Origin of the sequence: Serratia sp. CY31944 (assembly GCF_052169175.1) — a bacterium.
GTDB classification, from domain to species: Bacteria; Pseudomonadota; Gammaproteobacteria; order Enterobacterales; family Enterobacteriaceae; genus Serratia; species Serratia sarumanii.
This window is the reverse complement of sequence record NZ_JBJNLG010000003.1, coordinates 299751-323401: the sequence shown is the minus strand read 5'-3', so window position 1 is coordinate 323401 and position 23651 is coordinate 299751. Positions and strand designations below refer to the sequence as shown.

Annotated in this window: 19 protein-coding genes; 2 read left to right on the top strand and 17 right to left on the bottom strand. The window is 59.1% G+C overall.

Features of this window, described 5'->3' with window-relative positions:
* Window positions 1-25: 25 nt before the first annotated feature.
* From accA to rpsB, 17 genes are all read right to left on the bottom strand, one after another.
* On the bottom strand, window positions 26-985 hold the full coding sequence (accA, locus tag ACJ8IN_RS05510) for an acetyl-CoA carboxylase carboxyl transferase subunit alpha (protein WP_004931972.1): 960 nt from the start codon (window positions 983-985) through the stop codon (window positions 26-28).
* 12 nt (window positions 986-997) lie between these two features.
* Window positions 998-4486 (bottom strand): DNA polymerase III subunit alpha, encoded by a 3489-nt coding sequence (gene dnaE, locus ACJ8IN_RS05505; RefSeq protein ID WP_094860062.1) that lies wholly within the window; start codon window positions 4484-4486, stop codon window positions 998-1000.
* Window positions 4487-4568: 82 nt separating this feature from the next.
* On the bottom strand, window positions 4569-5162 hold the full coding sequence (gene rnhB, locus ACJ8IN_RS05500) for a ribonuclease HII (RefSeq protein WP_047570732.1): 594 nt from the start codon (window positions 5160-5162) through the stop codon (window positions 4569-4571).
* Window positions 5159-6307 (bottom strand): lipid-A-disaccharide synthase, encoded by a 1149-nt coding sequence (gene lpxB, locus ACJ8IN_RS05495; RefSeq protein WP_033635734.1) that lies wholly within the window; start codon window positions 6305-6307, stop codon window positions 5159-5161. Before lpxB ends, rnhB begins: the two co-directional genes overlap by 4 nt.
* Window positions 6308-6310: 3 nt before the next feature.
* A complete protein-coding gene (lpxA, locus tag ACJ8IN_RS05490) occupies window positions 6311-7099 on the bottom strand; it encodes an acyl-ACP--UDP-N-acetylglucosamine O-acyltransferase (protein WP_004931964.1) in 789 nt (262 codons plus the stop codon).
* A gap of 3 nt (window positions 7100-7102) precedes the next feature.
* Complete coding sequence (fabZ, locus tag ACJ8IN_RS05485) at window positions 7103-7558, bottom strand: 3-hydroxyacyl-ACP dehydratase FabZ (protein ID WP_004931962.1); 456 nt, start codon at window positions 7556-7558, stop codon at window positions 7103-7105.
* 160 nt (window positions 7559-7718) lie between these two features.
* Window positions 7719-8741: a UDP-3-O-(3-hydroxymyristoyl)glucosamine N-acyltransferase gene (gene lpxD, locus ACJ8IN_RS05480; RefSeq protein ID WP_033635735.1), complete on the bottom strand. Its 1023-nt coding sequence runs from the start codon at window positions 8739-8741 to the stop codon at window positions 7719-7721.
* A gap of 3 nt (window positions 8742-8744) precedes the next feature.
* Window positions 8745-9242, bottom strand: a complete 498-nt coding sequence (gene skp, locus ACJ8IN_RS05475) for a molecular chaperone Skp (protein WP_004931958.1) — start codon at window positions 9240-9242, stop codon at window positions 8745-8747.
* A 156-nt stretch (window positions 9243-9398) separates the two neighbouring features.
* Complete coding sequence (bamA, locus tag ACJ8IN_RS05470; RefSeq protein ID WP_033649807.1) at window positions 9399-11825, bottom strand: outer membrane protein assembly factor BamA; 2427 nt, start codon at window positions 11823-11825, stop codon at window positions 9399-9401.
* Between the two features lie 35 nt (window positions 11826-11860).
* Window positions 11861-13216, bottom strand: coding sequence for a sigma E protease regulator RseP (rseP, locus tag ACJ8IN_RS05465; protein ID WP_047571735.1), 1356 nt, complete (start codon window positions 13214-13216; stop codon window positions 11861-11863).
* Between the two features lie 27 nt (window positions 13217-13243).
* A complete protein-coding gene (gene cdsA / locus ACJ8IN_RS05460; RefSeq protein ID WP_033644875.1) occupies window positions 13244-14086 on the bottom strand; it encodes a phosphatidate cytidylyltransferase in 843 nt (280 codons plus the stop codon).
* A 9-nt stretch (window positions 14087-14095) separates the two neighbouring features.
* Window positions 14096-14854 carry a (2E,6E)-farnesyl-diphosphate-specific ditrans,polycis-undecaprenyl-diphosphate synthase gene (ispU, locus tag ACJ8IN_RS05455; RefSeq protein ID WP_033635737.1) on the bottom strand — a complete coding sequence of 253 codons (759 nt, stop codon included), beginning with the start codon at window positions 14852-14854 and terminating at the stop codon, window positions 14096-14098.
* 277 nt (window positions 14855-15131) lie between these two features.
* Window positions 15132-16328 (bottom strand): 1-deoxy-D-xylulose-5-phosphate reductoisomerase, encoded by a 1197-nt coding sequence (ispC, locus tag ACJ8IN_RS05450; protein WP_049195375.1) that lies wholly within the window; start codon window positions 16326-16328, stop codon window positions 15132-15134.
* A gap of 157 nt (window positions 16329-16485) precedes the next feature.
* Entirely contained in the window at window positions 16486-17043 is a 558-nt protein-coding gene (frr, locus tag ACJ8IN_RS05445) for a ribosome recycling factor (RefSeq protein ID WP_004931943.1), read from the bottom strand.
* A 119-nt stretch (window positions 17044-17162) separates the two neighbouring features.
* Window positions 17163-17888, bottom strand: coding sequence for a UMP kinase (gene pyrH, locus ACJ8IN_RS05440; RefSeq protein ID WP_004931940.1), 726 nt, complete (start codon window positions 17886-17888; stop codon window positions 17163-17165).
* Between the two features lie 148 nt (window positions 17889-18036).
* A complete protein-coding gene (tsf, locus tag ACJ8IN_RS05435) occupies window positions 18037-18888 on the bottom strand; it encodes a translation elongation factor Ts (protein ID WP_033654122.1) in 852 nt (283 codons plus the stop codon).
* A 129-nt stretch (window positions 18889-19017) separates the two neighbouring features.
* Window positions 19018-19743, bottom strand: coding sequence for a 30S ribosomal protein S2 (rpsB, locus tag ACJ8IN_RS05430; RefSeq protein WP_016929891.1), 726 nt, complete (start codon window positions 19741-19743; stop codon window positions 19018-19020).
* 345 nt (window positions 19744-20088) lie between these two features.
* On the opposite strand from rpsB, the gene map reads away from it, so the two are divergent.
* Together map and glnD are read left to right on the top strand one after the other, a co-directional pair.
* The gene (gene map / locus ACJ8IN_RS05425) at window positions 20089-20883 is read left to right on the top strand and encodes a type I methionyl aminopeptidase (RefSeq protein ID WP_004931936.1); all 795 of its coding nucleotides are present in this window, start codon (window positions 20089-20091) and stop codon (window positions 20881-20883) included.
* 73 nt (window positions 20884-20956) lie between these two features.
* Window positions 20957-23620: a bifunctional uridylyltransferase/uridylyl-removing protein GlnD gene (glnD, locus tag ACJ8IN_RS05420; protein ID WP_033649826.1), complete on the top strand. Its 2664-nt coding sequence runs from the start codon at window positions 20957-20959 to the stop codon at window positions 23618-23620.
* Window positions 23621-23651: the final 31 nt, after the last annotated feature.

Sequence of the window (23651 nt, the reverse complement as noted above, 5' to 3'; positions counted from 1 at the left end):
GGTTTCTTGCAGCGAAGCACAGAACTCAGCAGTAGCCGTAATTCATCAGACGCTGATAGCGGCGGTTGAGCAACTCTTCGTCGTTCAGGCCGTCCAGATCTTTCAGATCGGCCAGCAGCTGCGCTTTCAGCGCGGCGGCCATCGCCGGCACGTCGCGGTGCGCGGAACCCAGCGGCTCCGGGATCACCGAGTCGATCAGCTTCAGCTCTTTCAGACGCGGCGCGGTGATGCCCATCGCTTCTGCGGCCAGCGGCGCCTTATCGGCGCTCTTCCACAGAATGGAGGCACAGCCTTCCGGCGAAATCACCGAGTAGGTGCTGTACTGCAGCATGTTCACCTTATCGCCCACGCCGATCGCCAGCGCGCCGCCGGAGCCGCCTTCGCCGATGACGGTGCAGATGACCGGCACGTTCAGGCGCGACATCTCACGCAGGTTGCGCGCGATGGCTTCGGACTGGCCGCGCTCTTCCGCGCCCACGCCCGGATAAGCGCCCGGGGTATCGATAAAGGTGATGATCGGCATCTTGAAGCGCGCGGCCATTTCCATCAGGCGCAGCGCCTTGCGGTAGCCTTCCGGCGCCGGCATGCCGAAGTTGCGGCGGATCTTCTCTTTGGTTTCACGGCCTTTCTGGTGCCCGATGATCATCACCGGGCGGCCATCCAGGCGCGCAATACCGCCGACGATCGCTTTGTCGTCGGCGTAAGCGCGATCGCCCGCCAACTCTTCGAAGTCGGTAAAGATGTGTTTGATATAATCCAGGGTATAAGGACGGCGCGGGTGGCGTGCCAATTGGGCAATCTGCCAGGCCCCAAGATCGGCAAAAATCTTGCGCGTCAGCTCAACGCTCTTTTCACGCAGGCGCTGAACCTCTTCGTCCAGATTAATATCTAATTTTTCGTCTTGACGGCTGACTGCAGTCAGCGAGTCAATTTTCGCTTCCAGCTCTGCAATCGGCTGTTCAAAATCAAGAAAATTCAGACTCATAGCATTCCTATTTTAGTCAAATTCCAAGTCCACCTGCTCATTGCCTACCAACGTCCGCAAGTCGATCAACAAGCGGTCGGTGGGCGTCACGCGCCAGGTTGCGCCAAAACGCAGCTTGGCTCGCGCATCTTCCCGTTGATAGTAGAGATGCACTGGAATCGTCCCCGAGCGATGGGGTTCCAACGACTGACGGAGACGGTTCAAAAGCTGGTCATCAATTTGCCTGTCAGTCAGCGAGATAGCAAGCCCGCGAGCGTATTTTTCCCGGGCTTCACTGATGTCCATTACCTCGCGGGCCATCATTTTAAGCCCGCCGCTAAAGTCATCAAAGCTGACCTGTCCACTGGCGATAAGGATACGGTCTTTTTCCAACAAATGCTGGTATTTTTCTAACGCTTCGGTGAATAACATCACTTCCAGGCGGCCCGAACGGTCATCCAATGTACAGATGCCGATGCGGTTGCCGCGCTTGGTCACCATCACCCGCGCGGCGACCACCAGCCCGACGGCGGTGGTCATTTTGCCCCGATCCGTCGGGTGCATGTCTTTCAAACGCTGGCCACCGGCGTAACGTTCGATCTCCTTCAGGTACTGGGTGATCGGGTGGCCGGTCAGGTACAGCCCCAGCGTCTCCCGTTCCCCGTCCAGCACCACCTGCTCCGGCCAGGGCGCGATATTGGCGTAGGATTGCTCCACCTGCTCCGGCGCTTCCGCCAGCACGCCAAACATATCCACCTGGCCGATCGCTTCGGCTTTCGCATGCTGATCCGCCGCTTTCAACGCGTCGCCGAGCGAATTCATCAGCGCGGCGCGGTGCGGCCCGAGGCGATCGAACGCGCCGGACATGATCAGTTTTTCCAGAATGCGGCGGTTCAGTTTCTTGATGTCTGAGCGCGCGCAGAGATCGAACAGGTCTTTGAAGTAACCCTGCTCGCCGCTGTTGCGCGCCTCGATGATGGCTTCGATCGGCCCTTCCCCCACGCCCTTGATGGCGCCGATGCCGTAAACGATCTCGCCGTCGTCGTTGACGTGGAAGTGATACAGGCCGCTGTTGATGTCCGGCGGCAGGATCTTCAGCCCCATGCGCCAGCATTCGTCCACCAGCCCCACCACCTTATCGGTGTTGTCCATATCGGCGGTCATCACCGCCGCCATAAACTCGGCCGGGTAGTGCGCTTTCAGCCACAGCGTCTGATACGACACCAGCGCATAGGCGGCGGAGTGCGATTTGTTGAAGCCGTATCCGGCGAATTTCTCCACCAGGTCGAAGATTTTCACCGACAGTTCGCCATCGATGCCGCGCGCTTTGGCGCCATCTTCAAAGCCGCCGCGCTGCTTGGCCATTTCGACCGGGTTCTTTTTACCCATCGCACGGCGCAGCATGTCCGCGCCGCCCAGCGTATAGCCCGCCAGCACCTGGGCAATCTGCATCACCTGTTCCTGATACAGAATGATGCCATAGGTGGGTTCCAGCACCGGCTTGAGCGACTCGTGCTGCCACTGGATGTCCGGGTAGGAGATCTCTTCGCGGCCGTGCTTGCGGTCGATGAAGTTATCCACCATCCCCGACTGCAGCGGCCCCGGACGGAACAGCGCCACCAGTGCGATCATGTCTTCGAAGCAGTCGGGCTTCAGACGTTTGATCAGATCTTTCATGCCACGCGATTCAAGCTGGAACACCGCCGTGGTTTCCGAGCGCTGCAGCATGTCGAAGCTTTTCTTGTCGTCGAGCGGAATGGCGGCGATGTCGATCGGCTCCAGCCCGGTCTTGGCGCGCCGGGCGTTGATCATCTCCAGCGCCCAGTCGATGATGGTCAGGGTGCGCAGACCGAGGAAGTCGAACTTCACCAGCCCGGCGTATTCCACGTCGTTCTTGTCGAACTGGGTCACCGGGTGCTGCCCTTCGGCGTCGCAGTACAGCGGCGCGAAGTCGGTGATTTTGGTCGGCGCTATCACCACGCCCCCGGCGTGTTTACCGGCGTTACGCGTCACCCCTTCCAGCTTGCGCGCCATGTCGATCAGCGCCTTGACCTCTTCGTCTGCCTCGTAAATTTCCGGCAGCTGCGGTTCGGCAGCGAAGGCTTTTTCCAGCGTCATGCCCGGATCCGGCGGCACCAGCTTGGAGATGCGATCGACGAAGCCGTACGGGTGCCCCAGCACGCGGCCCACGTCGCGGATAACCGCTTTCGCCGCCATGGTGCCGAAGGTGATGATCTGCGATACCGCTTCGCGGCCGTACATCTCCGCCACGTGCTCAATTACCTGATCGCGCTTCTCCATGCAGAAGTCGACGTCGAAGTCGGGCATCGAGACACGTTCCGGGTTCAGGAAACGTTCGAACAGCAGGTCGAACTCCAGCGGATCGAGGTCGGTGATTTTCAACGCATAGGCCACCAGCGAACCGGCGCCGGAACCGCGCCCCGGGCCCACCGGCACGTTGTTGTCCTTCGACCACTGGATAAACTCCATCACGATCAGGAAGTAGCCGGGGAACCCCATCTGGTTGATCACCTTCAGCTCGACGTCCAGACGCTCGTCGTATTCCGGGCGGCGCTGCGCGCGCACTTCAGGATCGGGGAACAGGAACTCGAGACGCTCTTCCAGCCCCTCTTTCGATTTGAGTACCAGGAAGTCCTCGGTGCTCATGTCGCCGGTCGGGAACTGCGGCAGGAAGTATTCGCCGAGGCGAATGGTGACGTTGCAGCGCTTGGCGATTTCGACGCTGTTCAGCAGCGCTTCGGGGATGTCGGCGAATAGCTCGCACATCTCGTCTTCGCTGCGCATGTATTGCTGCGGGCTGTAGTTGCGCGGCCGCTTGGGATCGTCCAGCGTAAAGCCGTCGTGAATAGCGACGCGAATTTCATGGGCGTCGAAGTCGTCTTCCACCAGGAAGCGCACGTCGTTGGTGGCCACCACCGGCAAACCGCGCTCAGTGGCCAGCGCCACCGCCGCATGCAGGTAGTTCTCTTCGTCCGGGCGGCCGGTGCGAATCAGTTCCAGGTAGTAACAGTCCGGGAAGTGCTGCTGGTAGAAGTCCAGGCACTGATCCACCTGCGCCTGGTTGCCGCGCAGCAGAAACTTGCCGACGTCGCCCTGACGCGCGCCGGAGAGCAGAATCAGCCCTTCACGATGTTCAATCAGCCAGTCGCGATCGATGGTCGGGCCGGCGGCTCCGTAGCCACGCTGATAGGCGCGGGAAATCAGCAGCGTCAGGTTCTGGTAGCCTTCGTTGTTGCTGGCCAGCACCGTCAACTGGGCCAGCTCGTCGCCCAGTTCTTCGCTTTGCACATGGAAATCCGCGCCGATGATCGGTTTGATCCCGGCGCCGTGCGCGCTGCCGTAGAACTTCACCAACCCGCACAGGTTGGTGAAATCGGTGATTGCCAGAGCAGGCATGGCTAACGCGGCGGCTCTTTTCACCAACGGCGCCGTCTTGGCCAATCCATCAATCATGGAGTAGTCACTGTGGACGCGCAGGTGAATAAAACGAGGTTCGGCCATCTCCAGATACCTGATTGAAGGGGCTCAGCAGGCTGAACCCGGGTTAATGCTCTCGTCGGGCCTGGTCAACCAGGCCCGCAGACTACAGCGCCAGCGCCCTTTTCACCGGCGCGAAGCTGCGGCGGTGATGCTCGGTGGCGCCCAGCGCGGCCAGCCGCTCCAGGTGGAAGGCGGTCGGGTAACCCTTATGCTGCGCGAAACCGTAGTCCGGGAACTCGCTGTCCAGCGCGGCCATTTCACGATCGCGCGTGACCTTCGCCAGAATGGACGCCGCGCTGATCTCCGCCACGCGGCTGTCGCCCTTCACCACCGCCTGCGAACGCATCGGTAGCTTCGGGCAACGATTACCGTCGATTAAAACCATGTCCGGCGCGATATGCAACCCGGCCACCGCGCGCTGCATCGCCAGCATGGTGGCGTGCAAAATGTTCAGTTGGTCGATTTCCGCCGGTTCGGCGCGCCCCAGGCTCCAGGAGAGCGCCTTGGCGACGATTTCGTCATACAGCGCCAGACGGCGTTTTTCACTGAGTTTCTTGGAATCCGCCAGCCCGACGATCGGTTGCGCCGGATCGAGGATCACGGCGGCGGTGACCACCGCGCCGACCAACGGGCCGCGGCCCACTTCGTCCACACCGGCAATCAGCGTGGCAGCGGGATAGATAAAGGGTTCAATCATGCTTTCGCCAGCTCCAACACAGCCTGAGCGGCCTGTTCGTCCGCACCGCAACGGATGCTTTGGTGCAAGGTAAGGAAAGTCTGTTTCAGCGCTTCGGTTTGCGGGCTCTCTTCCAGCAGCGGCATCACGGCGGCGGCCAGTTTGTCCGGCACGCAGTCATGCTGCAGCAGCTCGGTAACGATCTCCCGCCCCGCCAGCAGATTCGGCAGCGAAACGTAAGGCGTTTTCACCAGCTTCTGCGCCAGCCAGAAAGTGAACGGCTTCATGCGATAGCCCACCACCATCGGGCACTTGGCCAGCATGCACTCCAGCGCCGCCGTGCCGGATGCCAGCAGCGCCGCGTCGCTGGCGATCATCGCCTCGCGCCCCTGACCGTTCAGCAGGTGTACGGTCAGATCCGGCGCCACTTCCGCCTTGATGCGCTCAAACTGCTCGCGCCGTTTGGCGTTGACCAGCGGCACCACCACTTCCAGCTCGGGATAACGGGTGCGCAGCAGCTGCGCGGTCTTGAGGAAGTCGGCGCTCAGCATCTCGACTTCGGCGCCGCGGCTGCCCGGCAGCAACGCCAGACAGCGCGCCTGCGGATCGATGCCAAGCTGAGCGCGCGCCGCCAGCCGATCGGGCTGCAACGGCATGGCGTCCGCCATGGTGTGGCCGATAAACCGGCAGGGCACGTTGAAACGATCGTAAAACGCTTTTTCGAAAGGGAGAAAGGCCAGCACCAGATCGGTGGCTTTGCCAATTTTGAAAACGCGCTTTTGCCGCCAGGCCCACACGGAAGGGCTGACGTAGTGAATAGTGCGGATACCGCGCTGTTTGAGGCGGCCTTCCAGCGTGATGTTGAAGTCCGGCGCGTCGATGCCGACAAACACGTCCGGCCGCAGCTCGCCGAAGCGGCGGGTAAGATCCTTGCGGATCTTCAACAGGCGTGGCAAACGCTCGAGCACTTCCACCACGCCCATGACCGCCAGCTCTTCCATTTCGTACCAGGCTTCACAGCCTTCGGCCTGCATCAGCGGGCCGGCAACGCCAACAAAACGCGCGTCGGGGATCTGCGCCTTGAGCGCGCGGATCAAACCGGCGCCGAGAATGTCACCGGAGGTTTCTCCGGCGACCAATCCGATAGTCAATGGACGATTCGACATAACTCAGCGAATGATACCGCGGGTGGAACGGGTAAAGAAATCGAGGTATTGCTGCACCACCGGCTGTTCTTTGGCCAGGGCTTCGATTTCCGCTTTCGCTTCATCCAGCGTTTTCTCGCTGCGATACAGGATCTTGTAGGCGTTGCGGATCGCCTGCATTTCATCCTTGTCAAAACCACGACGCTTCAGGCCGACCGCGTTGACGCCGAACGGCGTCGCGTGGTTACCCTGAGCGATGACGAATGGAGGCACGTCCTGAGCGACGCCGGAACAACCGCCTACCATCACATGCGCGCCGATAATGCAGAACTGGTGGATCGCCGTCATGCCGCCGATGATGGCGTGATCGTCGATTTCCACATGCCCCGCCAGCGTGGCGTTGTTGGCCAGCACGCAAGCGTTGCCGACCACGCAGTCGTGGGCGACGTGCACGTTGACCATCAGCAGGTTGTCATTGCCCACTTTGGTCAGGCCGGTGCCCTGCGCGGTGCCGCGGTGAATGGTCACGCTTTCGCGGATGCGGTTGCGATCGCCCACTTCAACGCGCGTCGGTTCGCCCGCGTATTTCAGATCCTGGTTCACTTCACCGATGGAAGCGAACTGATAAATCTGGTTATCGCAGCCAATCTTGGTAATGCCGTTCACCACCACGTGGGATTTCAGCACCGTGCCGGCGCCGATTTCCACCTGGGAGCCGACGTAGCAGAAAGGGCCGATATGCACGTTGGCGCCGATCACGGCGCCTTCTTCGACTATCGCGCTAGGATGGATAAAGGCGGTTTGGTCAATCACGGATTAAGCCTCCCGGCTGCGGGCACACATCATGGTTGCTTCGCAGACAATTTTACCGTCAACGGTCGCCACGCCTTTGAAGCGAGTCAGGCCGCGGCGAGTTTTCTCGAAGGTGACTTCCATGACCATCTGATCGCCTGGCACCACAGGGCGTTTGAAGCGTGCTTCGTCGATACCGGCGAAGTAATACAGCTCGCCCGGCTCCAGTTTGCCGACGCTTTTAAACGCCAGGATACCGGTGGCCTGCGCCATGGCTTCCAGAATCAATACGCCTGGGAAAATCGGTTTCCCAGGGAAGTGGCCCTGGAAAAACGGTTCGTTCACCGATACGTTCTTCACCGCACGCAGATATTTGTGCTCTTCAAACTCGAGGACGCGGTCGACCAGCAAGAACGGATAACGGTGAGGAAGCAGATCCAAAATTTCTGCAATATCCAGAGTATGAGTGTCAGTAGTCAAAATACTCTTCCTGTCTCTAAAAACTGATGGCATCAACAACACGGCCTGCGCTGACCCCAAAAGGAGATCATCATGCAGGCCGCAAATTAACATCTCTTTGCGCTTTTGGTCTCACGACCAACGCGTTTCGTTTTGTACCCGCGAAGGCGGGCGGCAATGATTAGTCTTTTCCGACTTTACGTTCGACAGCTTTCAAGCGTTTGCTGATCTCATCGATATTCATCACCAACGCAGCGGTTTTACGCCAAACCTTGTTAGGCTGCAACGGAATGCCCGAAGAGTATACCCCAGGTTCGGTGATTGGTCGCATAACCATTCCCATTCCGGTAACAACAACCTTGTCGGCAATTTCCATGTGACCGTTGATCACGCTGGCACCGCCGATCTGGCAGTAGCGGCCGATTTTCAGGCTGCCGGCCATGATTACACCGCCGGCGACGGCGGTATTGTCGCCAATCACGACGTTATGTGCAATCTGGCATTGGTTGTCGATGATAACACCATTCCCGATTTGGGTGTTATCCAAAGCGCCGCGGTCGATGGTAGTGCAGGCGCCGATTTCGACGCGATCGCCGATAATCACCGTGCCCAACTGAGGGATTTTGATCCACTCGCCGCGCTCGTTCGCATAGCCGAAACCGTCCGCGCCGATCACGGTGCCGGACTGGATCAGGCAGCGCTGGCCGATTTCAACCGCATGATAAATCGTGACGTTCGCCCACAGACGCGTTCCCGCGCCGATGCGTGCGTGTTTGCCGATGAAGCAGCCCGGGCCGATAACCACGTTATCGCCAAGCACCGCACCCGACTCAATCACCGCGTTCGCCCCAATGGCGACGTTCTGCCCCAGTTGCGCTTCAGGCGAGACAACCGCGCTTGGCGCGATATCCTGCGCCGGCGCCGGCGTGGTGTCCATCAGCTGCGCCATGCGCGCGTAGGTCAGGTAAGGGTTTTTAACCACCAGCGCCGCAGTACGGCAGTGTGGTAAATCCGCTTCGGTAAGCACCACGGCGCTTGCCTGGCAGGAAGACAGCTGCTCTTGATAGCGGCTGTTTGACAAAAACGTGATTTGGCCAGGCTGTGCCGAATGCATAGAAGCAATGCCGGTGATGACGAGATCGCCATCACCGTGCAATTGTGCATCCAACTGCTGCGCTAAATCAGCCAGTCGAATTGAAAGCATGTGTTATTTAACCTGTTTCAGCACGTCAGCAGTGATATCTTTGGAAGAATCTGCATAGGCAACGGCGTTGGCGTCGATCACCACGTCATAACCGCCTTTGCTGGCGACAGATTTCACCGCGTCCTGAATACGGCTCAGGATCTTGTTACGCTCTTCCATCTGGCGACGACGGTTGTCCTGCTCGAAAGCCTGGGCTTTCTGAGAGAACTGCTCGCGCTGCGCCATCACGTCTTTTTCCAACTTGCTGCGATCGCTGGCTTTCATGGTAGCGCCGTCACGCTGCAGACGTTGCATTTTGGTCTGCAGGCTACGTTCCATGTTCTGGAGTTCGCTTGCACGGCCTTTAAACTCGTTTTCCAGCTGTTTAGCGACCGCTTCGCGGGCCGGCAGCTGTTGGAAAATGCTGGAGACGTTAACGACAGCGATCTTATCTGCTGCCTGAACGCCAGCTGAAGCAGCCATTGCTAAACCGAGGCCTGCGGCACACAACCACTTTTTCACTATAAACTCCTTACCATCACCCATTTGTGTCATATGACACTGAAGTACACAATTTGCCAGACTTATCCCACCAAACAATGAGAATCATCTCCCTCTGCCGGCGGGCGCCTGGCCATTGCGATTCTTAATAACTTTTATGCCCAGAGGCGAGACCCGTTACCAGGTCTTACCGATGTTAAACTGGAACTGTTCGGACTTGTCGCCTTCGTATTTCTTGATCGGGTTGGCGTAAGAGAACACCAATGGCCCCAGCGGCGACATCCACTGCAGCGCGATACCGGCGGAAGAACGAATATTGCTGGCCTTGCTGTAGTCCGGCACGCCGTACATCAGCGTTTCGTCGGTATTCTTCCACTTGGTATCCCACACGGTACCGGCATCGATGAACAGCGACGTCCGCACCGAGTTGGCGTATTTCTCGCTGATGAACGGCGTCGGGGTGATCAGCTCCAGGCTGGCGACCGCCATGGCGTTACCGCCCACCGCGTCATCCGAGCTACAGATGTTCTGACGCGTGGTCGTGCTGCCGGCGTTGAACTGACACTGGTACGAGTTGGAATTGTAGTACACCGCCTTCGGACCAATGGTGTTGGACTGGAAGCCACGCACGGTGCTCGAACCACCGGCGTAGAAGTTCTCGTAGAACGGCATTTCCTTGCCGCCCAAGCCATCCGCGTAACCCAGACGGCCACGGCCCAACAGCACCCAGGTGCGATCGTCGTTGATCGGCACGTACTGTACGCTGTCCAGCGTCACCTTGTAGTATTCGTTGTCCGAGCCCGGAATGGTGACCTTGCCGTTCAACGTGGTGCGGTTACCCGACGTCGGGAAGTAGCCGCGGTCCAGGTTGTTGTAGGTCCAACCCAGGTTCAACGTAAAGTCGTCCGTCGAGTAGCTGGCGCGATCGGTCTTGTTCGCATCCACGCCCATCGAGTCGAGGTAACGCCACATCGCGATCTGCGGCTGCATGTTCGACAGGCCGTTGTGGACGTAGCCCAGGCCGGTACGCAACGAGTTGTTTTCGTTGATCGGGAAGCCCAGCGTGCCGTCGATACCGTAACTCTTGTTGGTATAGTCCGACAGATCCGCGTCATCCGCCTTAAAGTCGTTGTAGAAGATGCGGCCGCCCAGGCTCACACCGTCAACGGTGAAGTACGGGTTGGTGACCGACAGTTCGGTATAGGTCTGGTAGTCGTTCTTGGTGCCGCTGATGCCGACCGAGTAGCCGGTACCCAACCAGTTATCCTGCTGCACGCCCGCCTGGAAGCTGACGCCGCTCTCGGTGCCGTAACCGACGCCGAAGTTGAAGGTACCGGTGTTGCGCTCTTTCACCTTGTAGGTGACGTCGACCTGATCGGCGGTGCCCGGCACGCGCTGGGTTTCCACGTCAACCGTTTCGAAGTAGCCCAGACGGTTCAGACGCTCCTTACCCTGCTCGACCTGCTCGTTGCCAAGCCAGGCGCCTTCCATCTGGCGCATTTCGCGACGCAGTACGGAATCCTTGCTGGTGTCGTTGCCTTCGAACTTGATGCGACGCACGTAGAAGCGGTTGCCCGCGTCGACGTTGACGTGCAGTTTGACGGTTTTATCCGCGTCGTTGATCTCAGGCTGAGTGCCGACGCGCGGGTAGGCGTAACCATAACGGCCCAACATCGTTTTGATGTTGTCTTCCATTTTGGTCACCTTGCTGCCGTTGTACAGCTCGCCCGGCTCGATTTTGGTGATCTGAGCGACTTCCGCCGAGTGGCCGGCCAGGTTGCCGTTCACGACAACATCGGAAAGCTTGTACTGATCGCCTTCGGTGATGTTGATGGTGATGTAGATGCCTTTTTTATCCGGCGTCAGGCTCACCTGGGTAGAATCGATGTTGAAGCGGGCATAGCCGCGATCCAGATAGAAGCTGCGCAGGGTTTCGAGATCGCCCGCCAGTTTCTGCTTCTGGTATTTGCGATCGCCGACCAGGTTCCACCACGGCACTTCGTCACGCAGTTGGAAGCGTGAGATCAGTTCGTCGTTGGTGAAGGCATGGTTGCCGACGATGTTGATTTGTTGAATCTTGGCGGAGACCCCTTCCGTGAACACCAGTTTCAGGTCGACACGGTTGCGCGGCAGCGGCGTGACTACGGCTTTCACCGAGGCGCTGTATTTACCGACGCTGTAGTAGAAGTCTTCCAGCCCTTTTTCAATGCTGGAGATCGTGGTGCGGTCGAGCGCCTCGCCCACCCGGACGCCGGAGGCTTCCAGGTTCTGCTTGAGCATGTCATCCTTCACCGACTTGTTGCCGGAGAAAGTGATGCTGGCGATGGTAGGACGTTCCTTCACCTGCACGATCAAGGTATTACCATCGCGCAGTACGCGCACGTCCTCGAAGTTGCCGGTGGCAAACAAGGCACGGATGGTATTACTGATGTCATCGTCAGTGACGGTATCGCCGACGCGAACCGGCATGTTGAGTAACGCCGCACCGACGGCGACTCGCTGCAGGCCTTCGAAATGAATATCTTTCACTACGAACCCGTCTGCACCGTATACGGTGGCGCTGCCAAACAGCAGCGACGCTATGAGCAACTTTTTCATCGCCATCGTTGTTATGCGTTCTTCCTAACCTATCCCCGCCCCTAGAGGCGGGAAAAATCATTGAAAAGTGCAAGACCCATCAACAACACCAGCACGATCGAACCTATGCGGTAGCTGTAGTCCTGTACTCGCTCGGAAACCGGCCCACCCTTCAGCTTTTCTATCGCCAGGAAGAGGAGATGCCCACCATCTAACACCGGTAATGGGAACAGGTTGATGATACCCAGGTTGACGCTAATCAACGCCAGGAACATCAGATAATACACGAACCCGACTCCGGCTGACGCCCCTGCTCCCTGTGCAATCGAGATCGGGCCACTCAGGTTGTTCAGCTTTACATCACCGGTTATTAATTTGCCCAGCATGTTGACCGTCAGCCGCATCAGCTGCCAGGTCTTGTCGCCGGCCTGATACAGCGCCGGGAACGGTCCATACTGGCGAATCGTTTTATACTCGTCCGGCAGCGGCAGCACCTTTGGAATGATGCCTGCAAACCCCACCGATTTGTCTTTTCCCACCGGCTTTGTATCCGGTATCAGCGTCAAAGACAAGGGGGCGCCGTTTCTTTCAATCTCCAAAGCCAGCGGTTGCCCCGGGCCATCGTGGATACGCTTCACCAGCGTCTGCCAACGACCCAACGGCTGACCATCGACTTTAACGATCCTGTCCCCCGCTTGTAAACCCGCCTTTTGCGCCGCCGAGTTAGGCTGCACTTCCGCCAACACGGATTCTATCTGCGGGCCGCGCGGCATAATGCCCAGCGCGACAACGGGATCCTGCTTGTCCGGTTCAAAGTTCCACTGGCGCAAATCCAGGGTTTTGGTCACCGCCTGCGAAGAGCCGAACGGCGCGACGCCGACTTCGGTTTGCGCATCGCCAATCTTCGCCACCAGCGCCAGACGAACTGATTCCCAATCAGGCGTTTCGATGCCGTCAACCGACTTTAGTTCCATGCCAGACGAAATTTCAGCCTTGGCGGCAATGGATTGCGGCGCGATTTCGCCGATCACCGGACGGAAACTCGGCACGCCGATGATGAACACCAGCCAATAGGCAAGGATAGCAAACAGGAAGTTGGCGATGGGGCCGGCGCTGATGATGGCCGCGCGCTGCCAGACGGTTTTGTTGTTGAAGGCCTGATGGCGCATTTCCGGTGCCACCGACTCCACCCGCTCGTCCAGCATCTTCACGTAGCCGCCGAGCGGAATCAAGGCGATGACGTACTCGGTGCCCTGGCGATCGGTGCGGCGCCACAGCGCCCGGCCGAAGCCGATGGAGAAGCGTTCAACGCGCACGCCGCAACGGCGGGCAACCCAAAAGTGTCCGAACTCGTGCACGGTGATCAAAATACCGAGCGCAATCAGAAACGCCACCAGGTTCCAAAGCACGCTGACCATCATCCCTCACTTTCCGTCATCGACGGATTAAAACACCAACAGCATCAGGCAGGCAAACACCGGCACCGCCGCGGTCAGGCTGTCGATACGATCCAGTATGCCACCGTGACCGGGGATCAAGTGACCGCTGTCCTTGATGCCCGCTTCGCGTTTGAACATGCTTTCGGTCAAATCGCCCAGCACCGAAGCCAGCGCGGCGATCACCGAACAGGCCAACAGCGTGGTCGGCACCACGTTCAGCGGCGCGTAACGGCCGAACAGCCAGGAAATGACCGCCGACGTCAGCAGCCCGCCAATCAGCCCTTCCCAGGTTTTACCCGGAGAGACCTTCGGCGCCAGCTTATGCTTGCCGAACAGCTTGCCGAACATATAGGCGCCGGAATCCGCGCCCCACACCAGCAGCATCACGTACAGCAGCCACCAGGCGCCGGTAAACGGGTTTTGCTCGTAGCCGAACTGGCGCAGCGCCAGCATGCCCCAGAAGAACGGCACGATGGTCAGCAGGCCGAACAGCAGGCGCAGCGGGCGCGAATTGCGCCAGATGGCGGCCGAGCCGGGGTAGAACAGCACCAGCAGCAGCGCCGCCAGCCACCAGGCCAGCGACAGCCACAGCGAGCCGCTTATCTGCGGCACGGATTGATGGTAAGCGGGAACGCTGAGCATCATCAGCGCCAGCAGAAAACCGCACAGTATCGCCAGCCAGATGCGCTGCGAACGGGAGGTAAAACCGGCCAGTTGGCCCCACTCCCAGGCTGCTAACATGCACACGACGAGCGTTACCAGAGCAAAGGCCAGCGGCGGCAACAGGAACAGCGCCGCGATAACGATCGGGATTAAAATCAGAGCAGTTATGAGGCGATACTTCAGCAAAAGTTCTCCCTAGGACGCATCGGCGCCGATAGGTGTTGTTCCCCCGAAGCGGCGCTCACGTTGTGCAAATGCATTCAGCGCACCTTCAAAGACAAGTTCATCGAAATCAGGCCAGAGCACATCAGTAAAGTAAAGTTCAGCATAGGCGATTTGCCACAGCAGGAAGTTACTGATGCGATGCTCGCCACCGGTGCGGATAACCAGATCCACCGGCGCCAGGTCGCTCATGCAAACCCGCTCGTTCAATAATTCCTCGCTGATCTGATCCGGGTGCAACTCCCCCACCCGTACCCGTTCGGCCAGTTCCCTTACTCCCTGAATGATATCCCAACGGCCACCGTAGTTGGCAGCGATATTGAGCGTCAGGCCATCGTTATTTTCCGTCAGTGCTTCAGAGCGGCGGATCCGCTCCTGCAAACGCGAGCTGAAGCGGCTGATATCGCCGATCACCCGCAGCCTGACGTTATGTTTATGCAGGCTTTTTACTTCACTATCCAGAGCACGGACAAAAAGCTCCATCAGGGCGGAGACTTCCTGCACCGGACGGTTCCAGTTTTCGCTGCTGAAGGCATAAAGCGTGAGCGCATCTAAATGGTGGCTGGCGGCAAAACTGACCGCGCGGCGAACCGATTTCACCCCTGCTTTATGACCGAAGACACGTAACTTGCCCTGACGTTTGGCCCAGCGTCCGTTACCGTCCATGATAATGGCGACATGGCGCGGCCCCGGGGAAGATGGATTAGCCTCTTGTTGGTTTGCGGACGACATAACTCGTACTTATTTCCTCAATAGAAATATAACTGCCTTTCCGGAACATCAGGCCCTTACGCGCAAAAAAAGCCGTGTGCCCGACACGGCTTTCAGCCAGCCCTCGCGATGCCCGGCGCAGCCGGGCCGCCATTGGCGCACAAAGCGCCAATCAGGCCATAATTCAACGGTATAACCGCTGACAGGTGGCGCAGACTATACCACCTCAGCGGGGCATGAACAAACGGCCCCGCTGCGGCACGCGTGAATTACGAGCAAAATCGGATAATCGCCGTCCTCAACCGCGCAACGCGCGAACGCGCTCCTCGGCGGCGGCGCGCGCCTGGCGGTCAATGTCTAAGACCGCTTCGATGCTGGTCGGTTCCTGCAGCGCAAGGCGCTCCACCACCTGGCGGTTGACCGCCGCAATGTCGGTAAAGCGAATCTGCTGCTGCAAAAATGCCGCCACGGCGATTTCGTTGGCCGCGTTCAGCGCAGTGGTCGCCGCCTGGCCGGCATCGAACGCTTCAATCGCCAAATACAGGCAAGGATAACGCTCGCGCTCCGGTTCGGCGAAGGTCAACGAACCGATGCGACAGAAGTCCAGCGCCTCCACGCCGGAGTTCACGCGCTGCGGATACGCCATCGCGTGGGCGATCGGCGTGCGCATATCCGGCGTACCCAGCTGCGCCAGCACGCTGCCGTCGGCATAGCGCACCATCGAGTGAATCACCGACTGCGGATGCAGGATCACTTCCATTTGCTCGGCCGAGGCGTTAAACAGCCAGCGGGCCTCAATGTATTCCAGACCTTTGTTCATCATGGTGGCGGAATCCACCGAGATCTTGCGCCCCATCGACCAGTTCGGGTGGGCGCAGGCTTGATCCGGGGTCATCGCGGCGAACTGCTCCAGCGGCGTGGTGCGGAACGGGCCGCCGGAGCCGGTAAGCACGATGCGCGAAACACCATGACTGTCCAGGGAAGAGTATCCCAACTGACGCTGAATGCTCTCAGGCAAACTCTGAAAAATCGCGTTGTGCTCGCTGTCGAGCGGCAGCAACTGCGCCTGGCTTTGCCGTACCGCATCCATAAACAGACGGCCGCAGGTGACCAGCGACTCTTTGTTGGCCAGCAGCACCTGCTTGCCTGCGCGGATCGCCGCCAGCGTCGGCAACAGCCCCGCGGCGCCGACGATGGCCGCCGTCACTTGATCGACGTCGTCCAACGCCGCTAGTTCGCAGGCCGCTTGCTCCCCGGCCAATACCTCGGTAGCGACGCCGTTTTCCGCCAGAATGGCGCGCAGCTCGCGCGCGGCGCTTTCATCCGCCATCGCGGCGAAGGCGGGCCGAAATTCCATGCATTGCTGCGCCATGACCGCGACGTTGCGGCCGGCAACCAGCGCTTTGATCGCAAAACGGTCGGGATTTGCCCTGACCACGGCCAGGGTGCTGGTCCCTACCGAGCCGGTCGAGCCAAGAATGGTCAGTTGCTTCATGAGTTCACTCTGAATAACTGTCTGATGAGATCGGAGGTGTTCCAGTGTGGAACCTTGGACACCGCTTGTCCATGATCTTTCAGTACGATGAAACGGGATCTGCGCCACAAAAAACAAAGCGCCGCCCAGGCGACGCTTTTTTTCTGCGCGATGCTGATTAGAAATCCATCAGCTCTTTTTCTTTCTCCGCCAGCGCGGCGTCGACCAGCTTGATGTAAGCGTCGGTCATTTTCTGAATCTCGTCTTGTGAACGACGTTCTTCGTCTTCGCTGATCTCTTTGTCTTTCAGCAGCGCCTTGACCTTGTCGTTGGCGTCGCGACGCACGTTACGCACCGCTACGCGGCCCTGCTCGGCTTCGCCGCGCACGATCTTGATCAGATCCTTACGACGTTCTTCGGTCAGCGGAGGCAGCGGAACGCGAATGTCAGAACCGGCGGAAGACGGGTTGAGGCCCAGATCGGAGCTCATGATCGCTTTCTCAACGGCCTGGCTCAGGCTGCGGTCGAACACGTTGATTTTCAGCGTGCGGGAGTCTTCCACGGTCACGTTGGCCAGCTGACGCAGCGGCGTAGCGGCGCCGTAGTATTCCACCATGATGCCGTCCAGAATGCTTGGAGAAGCGCGGCCGGTGCGGATCTTGCTGATTTGGTTTTTGAATGCTTCTACGCTTTTTTCCATGCGTGAATCAGCATCTTTTCTGATTTCATTAGTCACGTTGCAAACCCTTGGAAGCTGGTTACTTGGCAGGCGATACTCAAGTATAGCCCGTAATCGTACTCGGAGAGCGCGCGGCGCATGGCGTCACGCGCACCGAAAAAGGGGTGTGAACAGCCTTATTTGCTGATCAGCGTACCTTCGTTCTCACCCATCACCACGCGGCGCAGCGCGCCAGGCTTGTTCATGTTGAACACGCGGATCGGCAGACCGTGATCGCGGGCCAGCGTAAACGCAGCCAGATCCATCACTTTCAGCTCGCGCTCCAGCACGTCCTGATAGGTTAATTGTTCATACAGCGTCGCATCCGGGTTTTTCACCGGATCGGCGGAGTATACGCCATCCACTTTGGTGGCTTTCAGCACCACGTCCGCTTCGATCTCGATGCCGCGCAGGCAAGCGGCGGAATCGGTGGTGAAGAACGGGTTGCCGGTACCGGCGGAGAAGATCACCACGCGGTTGTTGCGCAGCAGGCTGATAGCCTCTGCCCAACTGTAATTGTCACACACGCCGTTCAGCGGGATCGCCGACATCAGGCGGGCGTTCACATAGGCACGGTGCAGTGCATCACGCATAGCCAGGCCGTTCATCACGGTAGCCAGCATTCCCATGTGGTCGCCCACTACGCGGTTCATGCCGGCTTGCGCCAGGCCCGCGCCGCGGAACAGGTTCCCGCCGCCAATAACTACACCGACCTGAATTCCCAGTTCGACCAGCTCTTTCACTTCCTGAGCCATGCGATCCAAAACGCTGGCGTCGATACCAAAACCTTCTGCACCTTGCAGGGCTTCGCCACTCAGTTTAAGCAGAATACGCTGATATACGGGTTTTGCATTGGTTGCCATGGTGTTCTGTCCTAAGAAGCAGTATTAGTATTGGGGATTTCAGCCGATGAAACGCGCCTGAGGTGAGCATCACGCTGCAGGGCCTGCCACCGGTGTAATTCTGGCTGGATAGTATGGAACCGCCAGACGGCGGTTCCATCGACAGTCATTAAGACTGTTTGCTCATCGCGGCAACTTCAGCAGCGAAGTCGGTTTCGACTTTCTCGATGCCTTCGCCCACTTCGAAGCGAATGAAGTTGGTCACGTCAGCGTTGTGCTCTTTCAGCACCTGAGCAACGGATTTGCTCGGATCAATAACGAAAGGCTGACCGGTCAGAGAAACTTCGCCGGTGAATTTCTTCATGCGGCCTTCAACCATTTTCTCTGCGATTTCTTTCGGCTTGCCGGACTGCATGGCGATGTCCAGCTGAACCTGGTACTCTTTTTCTACCACTTCAGCAGACACATCTTCCGGCTTCACGAACTCTGGCTTGCTCGCCGCAATGTGCATTGCGATTTGCTTGACCAGCTCTTCGTCAGCGCCTTTAGCCGCAACCAGAACGCCGATACGCGCGCCGTGCAGGTAGCTGCCCAGCACTTCGCCTTCCAGGGAAGCAACGCGACGAATGTTGATGTTTTCGCCGATTTTTGCCACCAGCGCTACGCGCTCTTCTTCGAACTGTGCTTTCAGCACGTCAACGTCAGTGATTTTGCCGGCCATGGCCGCATCCAGCACTTTGTCGGCGAACGCCTGGAAACCGGCGTCTTTCGCTACGAAGTCAGTCTGGCAGTTAACTTCCAGAATGATGCCGTAGTTGCCTTCGATCTTGGTTTTGATCACGCCGTCAGCAGCTACGTTGCCTGCTTTTTTAGCGGCTTTGATCGCACCGGACTTACGCATGTTTTCGATTGCCAGTTCGATGTCGCCGTTGGATTCAACCAGCGCCTTCTTGCAATCCATCATGCCAGCGCCGGTACGCTCGCGCAGTTCTTTTACCAGGGCAGCGGTAATATCAGCCATTTATTTTTCCTCGGTTATCTCGCGTGGAGACAGTTCTCATTCAGATAAGCAAAGGGGGCCTTAACAGGCCCCCCTAACCAACATATGTCAATACCTGGTTAATAAGGGCTCAGTGACGAGCTTGCCTTATTATTCAGCTTCTACGAAGCCTTCTTCCGCCTGAACGGCCAGATCTTGAGAACGACCTTCACGCACAGCGGCAGCAACGGCAGTCAGGTACAGGTTTACTGCACGGATTGCGTCGTCGTTACCAGGGATGATGAAGTCAACGCCGTCTGGGTTGGAGTTGGTATCAACGATAGAGAATACCGGGATACCCAGGTTGTTGGCTTCTTTGATCGCGATGTGCTCGTGATCGGCATCGATAACGAACAGTGCGTCTGGCAGACCGCCCATATCTTTGATACCGCCCAGGGAGTTTTCCAGCTTGGCCAGTTCACGAGTGCGCATCAGCGCTTCTTTCTTGGTCAGCTTGTCCAGGGTGCCGTCTTGAGACTGGATTTCCAGATCTTTCAAACGCTTGATGGACTGACGAACGGTTTTCCAGTTAGTCAGCATGCCGCCCAACCAGCGGTGGTTCACGAAGAACTGGTCACAGCTGTTAGCAGCGTCTTTTACCGCTTCGCTTGCTGCGCGCTTGGTACCTACGAACAGGATCTTGCCTTTACGGGAAGAGATCTTGCTCAGTTCAGCCAGAGCGGCGTTGAACATTGGTACGGTCTGCTCCAGGTTGATGATGTGAACCTTGTTACGAGCGCCGAAGATGAAAGGCTTCATTTTCGGGTTCCAGTAACGGGTCTGGTGACCGAAGTGAACACCAGCCTTGAGCATGTCGCGCATGGAAACAGTTGCCATGATTAAACCTCTATAGATTAATTGGGGTTATGCCTCCACGTATCCCATAACGCCGACCCTGGCGGCGACAAGTCACCTCAGGGCACCCCGGCGGATGTGCCGATACGTGTGTGTTATTTACACAAAATGAGTGCAGTTAAAGTATTTTCGGCCAATTCCTGCCAGGTCACAAGAACCAAGTCGCGGATCGCCGGCGCGCTTTATACCATAAACCCGCCGCCGACACCAACTTTTGTTGCTTTGCGCCGGGCATCGGGAAATGAAATTTGGCAGCCCCCGGCCGGGCTGATACCATAAGTCACTGCTTCTTATTGTCGACGATAACGACACCTGCGGACGAATTTCATGGCAATCTCAATTAAAACACCTGATGACATCCAAAAAATGCGCGTGGCCGGCCGCCTGGCCGCCGAAGTGCTGGAAATCATCGAGCCGCACGTCAAACCTGGCGTGACCACCGGCGAGCTGGACCGTATCTGTCACGAGTACATCACCAACGAGCAACAGGCCATCTCCGCCTGCCTCGGCTACCACGGCTTCCCGAAATCCGTGTGCATCTCGGTGAACGAAGTGGTGTGCCACGGCATCCCGAGCGACGACAAAACGCTGAAAGACGGCGACATCGTCAATATCGACGTGACCGTGATTAAAGACGGCTTCCACGGCGACACCTCAAAGATGTTCATCGTCGGCAAACCGACCATTCTGGGCGAGCGCCTGTGCCGCGTCACTCAGGAAAGCCTGTATCTGGCGCTGAAGATGGTCAAGCCGGGCATCCGCCTTCGCACCCTGGGCAAGGCCATCCAGCAATTCGTCGAGGCCGAGAAATTCTCCGTGGTGCGCGAGTACTGCGGCCACGGCATCGGCGAAGTGTTCCACGAAGAGCCGCAGGTGCTGCACTATGATGCCGACGACGGCGGCGTGGTGCTGCAGGCGGGCATGGCCTTCACCATCGAACCGATGGTCAACGCCGGCGACTACCGCATCCGCACCATGAAAGACGGCTGGACGGTAAAAACCAAAGATCGCAGCTTGTCGGCGCAGTATGAGCATACTATTGTGGTCACTGATAACGGCTGCGAGATAATGACGTTGCGCAAGGATGACACCATCCCCAACATCATTACGCACGAGATGTAAGCACCGCGGCGCACGCCGCGTGCAGAATATCACCAGGCCGGCTTTTGCCGGCCTTTTTTATGGGCTGCGCACTATGTCTGACAATCTCCTTCAACAAGCGGCCCCGGCCGTGCCGATGCCGCCCGCCTCCCCCAGCACCTACGGCGACGAAGAGCTCACCTGCCCGATGCTGAAACAGCGGCTGGAGCAGTTCCAGCTGTGGCTGGCGGCGGCGTTCGACGCCGGCTCCAGCGCCGAAAGCCTGGTGGCAGCGCGCAGCGACTTTATCGATCGCCTGCTGCGCCGGCTGTGGACGTTCTACGGCTTCGAAGATATTCCGGAAACCGCGCTGGTGGCGGTCGGCGGCTACGGCCGCGGCGAACTGCACCCGCTGTCGGACATCGACGTGCTGGTGCTTAGCCAGCGCCGGCTGACGGAACAGCAGTCGCAGCGGGTCGGCGAATTCATCACCCTGCTGTGGGATCTCAAGCTGGAGGTGGGCCACAGCGTGCGCACCCTGGAAGAGTGCCTGCTGGAAGGGCTGGCGGATCTGACCGTGGCCACCAACCTGATCGAATCGCGCATGATCTGCGGCGACGTCGCGCTGTTCCTGCAGATGCAAAAACATATCTTCAGCGACGGCTTCTGGCCTTCACCGCAGTTTTTCCACGCCAAGATCAACGAGCAGCAGGAGCGCCACCAGCGCTACCACGGCACCAGCTATAACCTGGAGCCGGATATCAAAAGCAGCCCCGGCGGCCTGCGTGACATCCACACGCTGCTGTGGGTGGCGCGGCGCCACTTCGGCGCCACTTCGCTGGACGAAATGGTCGGCTTCGGTTTCCTCACCCAGGCCGAGCGCAACGAGCTGAACGAGTGCCAGAGCTTCCTGTGGCGCATCCGCTTTGCACTGCACCTGGTGCTGCCGCGTTACGACAACCGCCTGTTGTTCGATCGCCAGCTCAGCGTGGCGCAGCTGCTGCGCTATGAAGGCGAAGGCAACGAGCCGGTCGAGCGCATGATGAAAGACTTCTACCGCATGACGCGGCGCGTCAGCGAACTGAACCACATGCTGCTGCAGCTGTTCGACGAGGCCATTCTGGCGCTGGACGCCACCGAGAAGCCGCGCCCGCTGAACGACGATTTCCAGCTGCGCGGCGATCTGATCGACCTGCGCGACGAAACGCTGTTTATCCGCGAGCCGCAGGCCATCATGCGCATGTTCTACCTGATGGTGCGCAACCGCGAGATCAAGGGCATTTATTCCACCACCGTGCGCCAGCTGCGTCACGCGCGCCGCCACCTGAAGCAGCCGCTGTGCACCATTCCGGAAGCGCGCGATCTGTTTATGGCCATCCTGCGCCATCCCGGCGCGGTGTCGCGCGCGCTGGTGCCGATGCACCGTCACAGCGTGCTGTGGGCCTATATGCCGCAGTGGGGCAAGATCGTCGGGCAGATGCAGTTCGACCTGTTCCACGCCTATACCGTCGATGAACACACCATCCGCGTGCTGCAGAAGCTGGAGAGTTTCGCCGACGACCAGACCCGGCCGCGCCATCCGCTGTGCGTGGAGCTGTATCCGCGCCTGCCGCACCCGGAACTGCTGCTGCTGGCGGCGTTGTTCCACGATATCGCCAAAGGGCGCGGCGGCGACCACTCGATCCTCGGCGCGGAAGACGTGGTGGAGTTTGCCGAACTTCACGGCCTCAACTCGCGTGAAACCCAGCTGGTGGCCTGGCTGGTGCGCTGCCACCTGCTGATGTCGGTCACCGCGCAGCGCCGCGATATCCAGGATCCGACGGTGATCCAGCAGTTCAGCAGCGAAGTGCAGAGCGAAACCCGCCTGCGCTATCTGGTATGCCTGACGGTGGCCGACATCTGCGCCACCAACGAAACCCTGTGGAACAGCTGGAAGCAGAGCCTGCTGCGCGAGCTGTATTTCGCCACCGAGAAGCAGCTGCGCCGCGGCATGCAAAACAGCCCGGATCTGCGCGAACGCGTGCGCCATCACCGCCTGCAGGCGCTGGCGCTGCTACGCATGGACAACATCGACGAAGAGGCGCTGCACCGCATCTGGAGCCGCTGCCGAGCCGACTATTTCCTGCGCCACTCGCCGAATCAGCTGGCCTGGCACGCCCGCCACCTGCTGGCCCACGATTCCACCCAGCCGCTGGTGCTGGTCAGCCGCCAGGCGACGCGCGGCGGCACCGAGATCTTTATCTGGAGCCCGGATCGCCCCTACCTGTTCGCCGCCGTCGCCGGGGAGATGGATCGCCGCAACCTGAGCGTACACGACGCGCAGATCTTCACCAACCGCGACGGCATGGCGATGGACACCTTTATCGTGCTGGAGCCGGACGGCAGCCCGCTGGCGCAGGATCGCCACGCGGCGATCCGCCAGGCGCTGCTGCAGGCCATCACCCAGCGGGAGTATCAGCCGCCGCGCGTGCGCCGGCCCTCTTCCAAGCTGCGCCACTTCAGCGTGCCGACCGAGGTCACTTTCCTGCCGACCCATACCGATCGCCGCAGCTACCTGGAGCTGACCGCGCTCGACCAACCCGGCCTGCTGGCGCGGGTGGGCGAAGTGTTCGCCGACCTGGGGCTGTCGCTGCACGGCGCGCGCATTTCCACCATCGGCGAGCGGGTCGAGGACTTGTTTATCCTGGCCGACGGCGAGCGGCGCGCGCTCGACCAGGAAACGCGCAGAAAGTTGGAGCAACGGTTGACAGAGGCCCTCACCCCAAACGATAAAATGTGATACAAGTAACTTTTTACCGACAACATCAGGA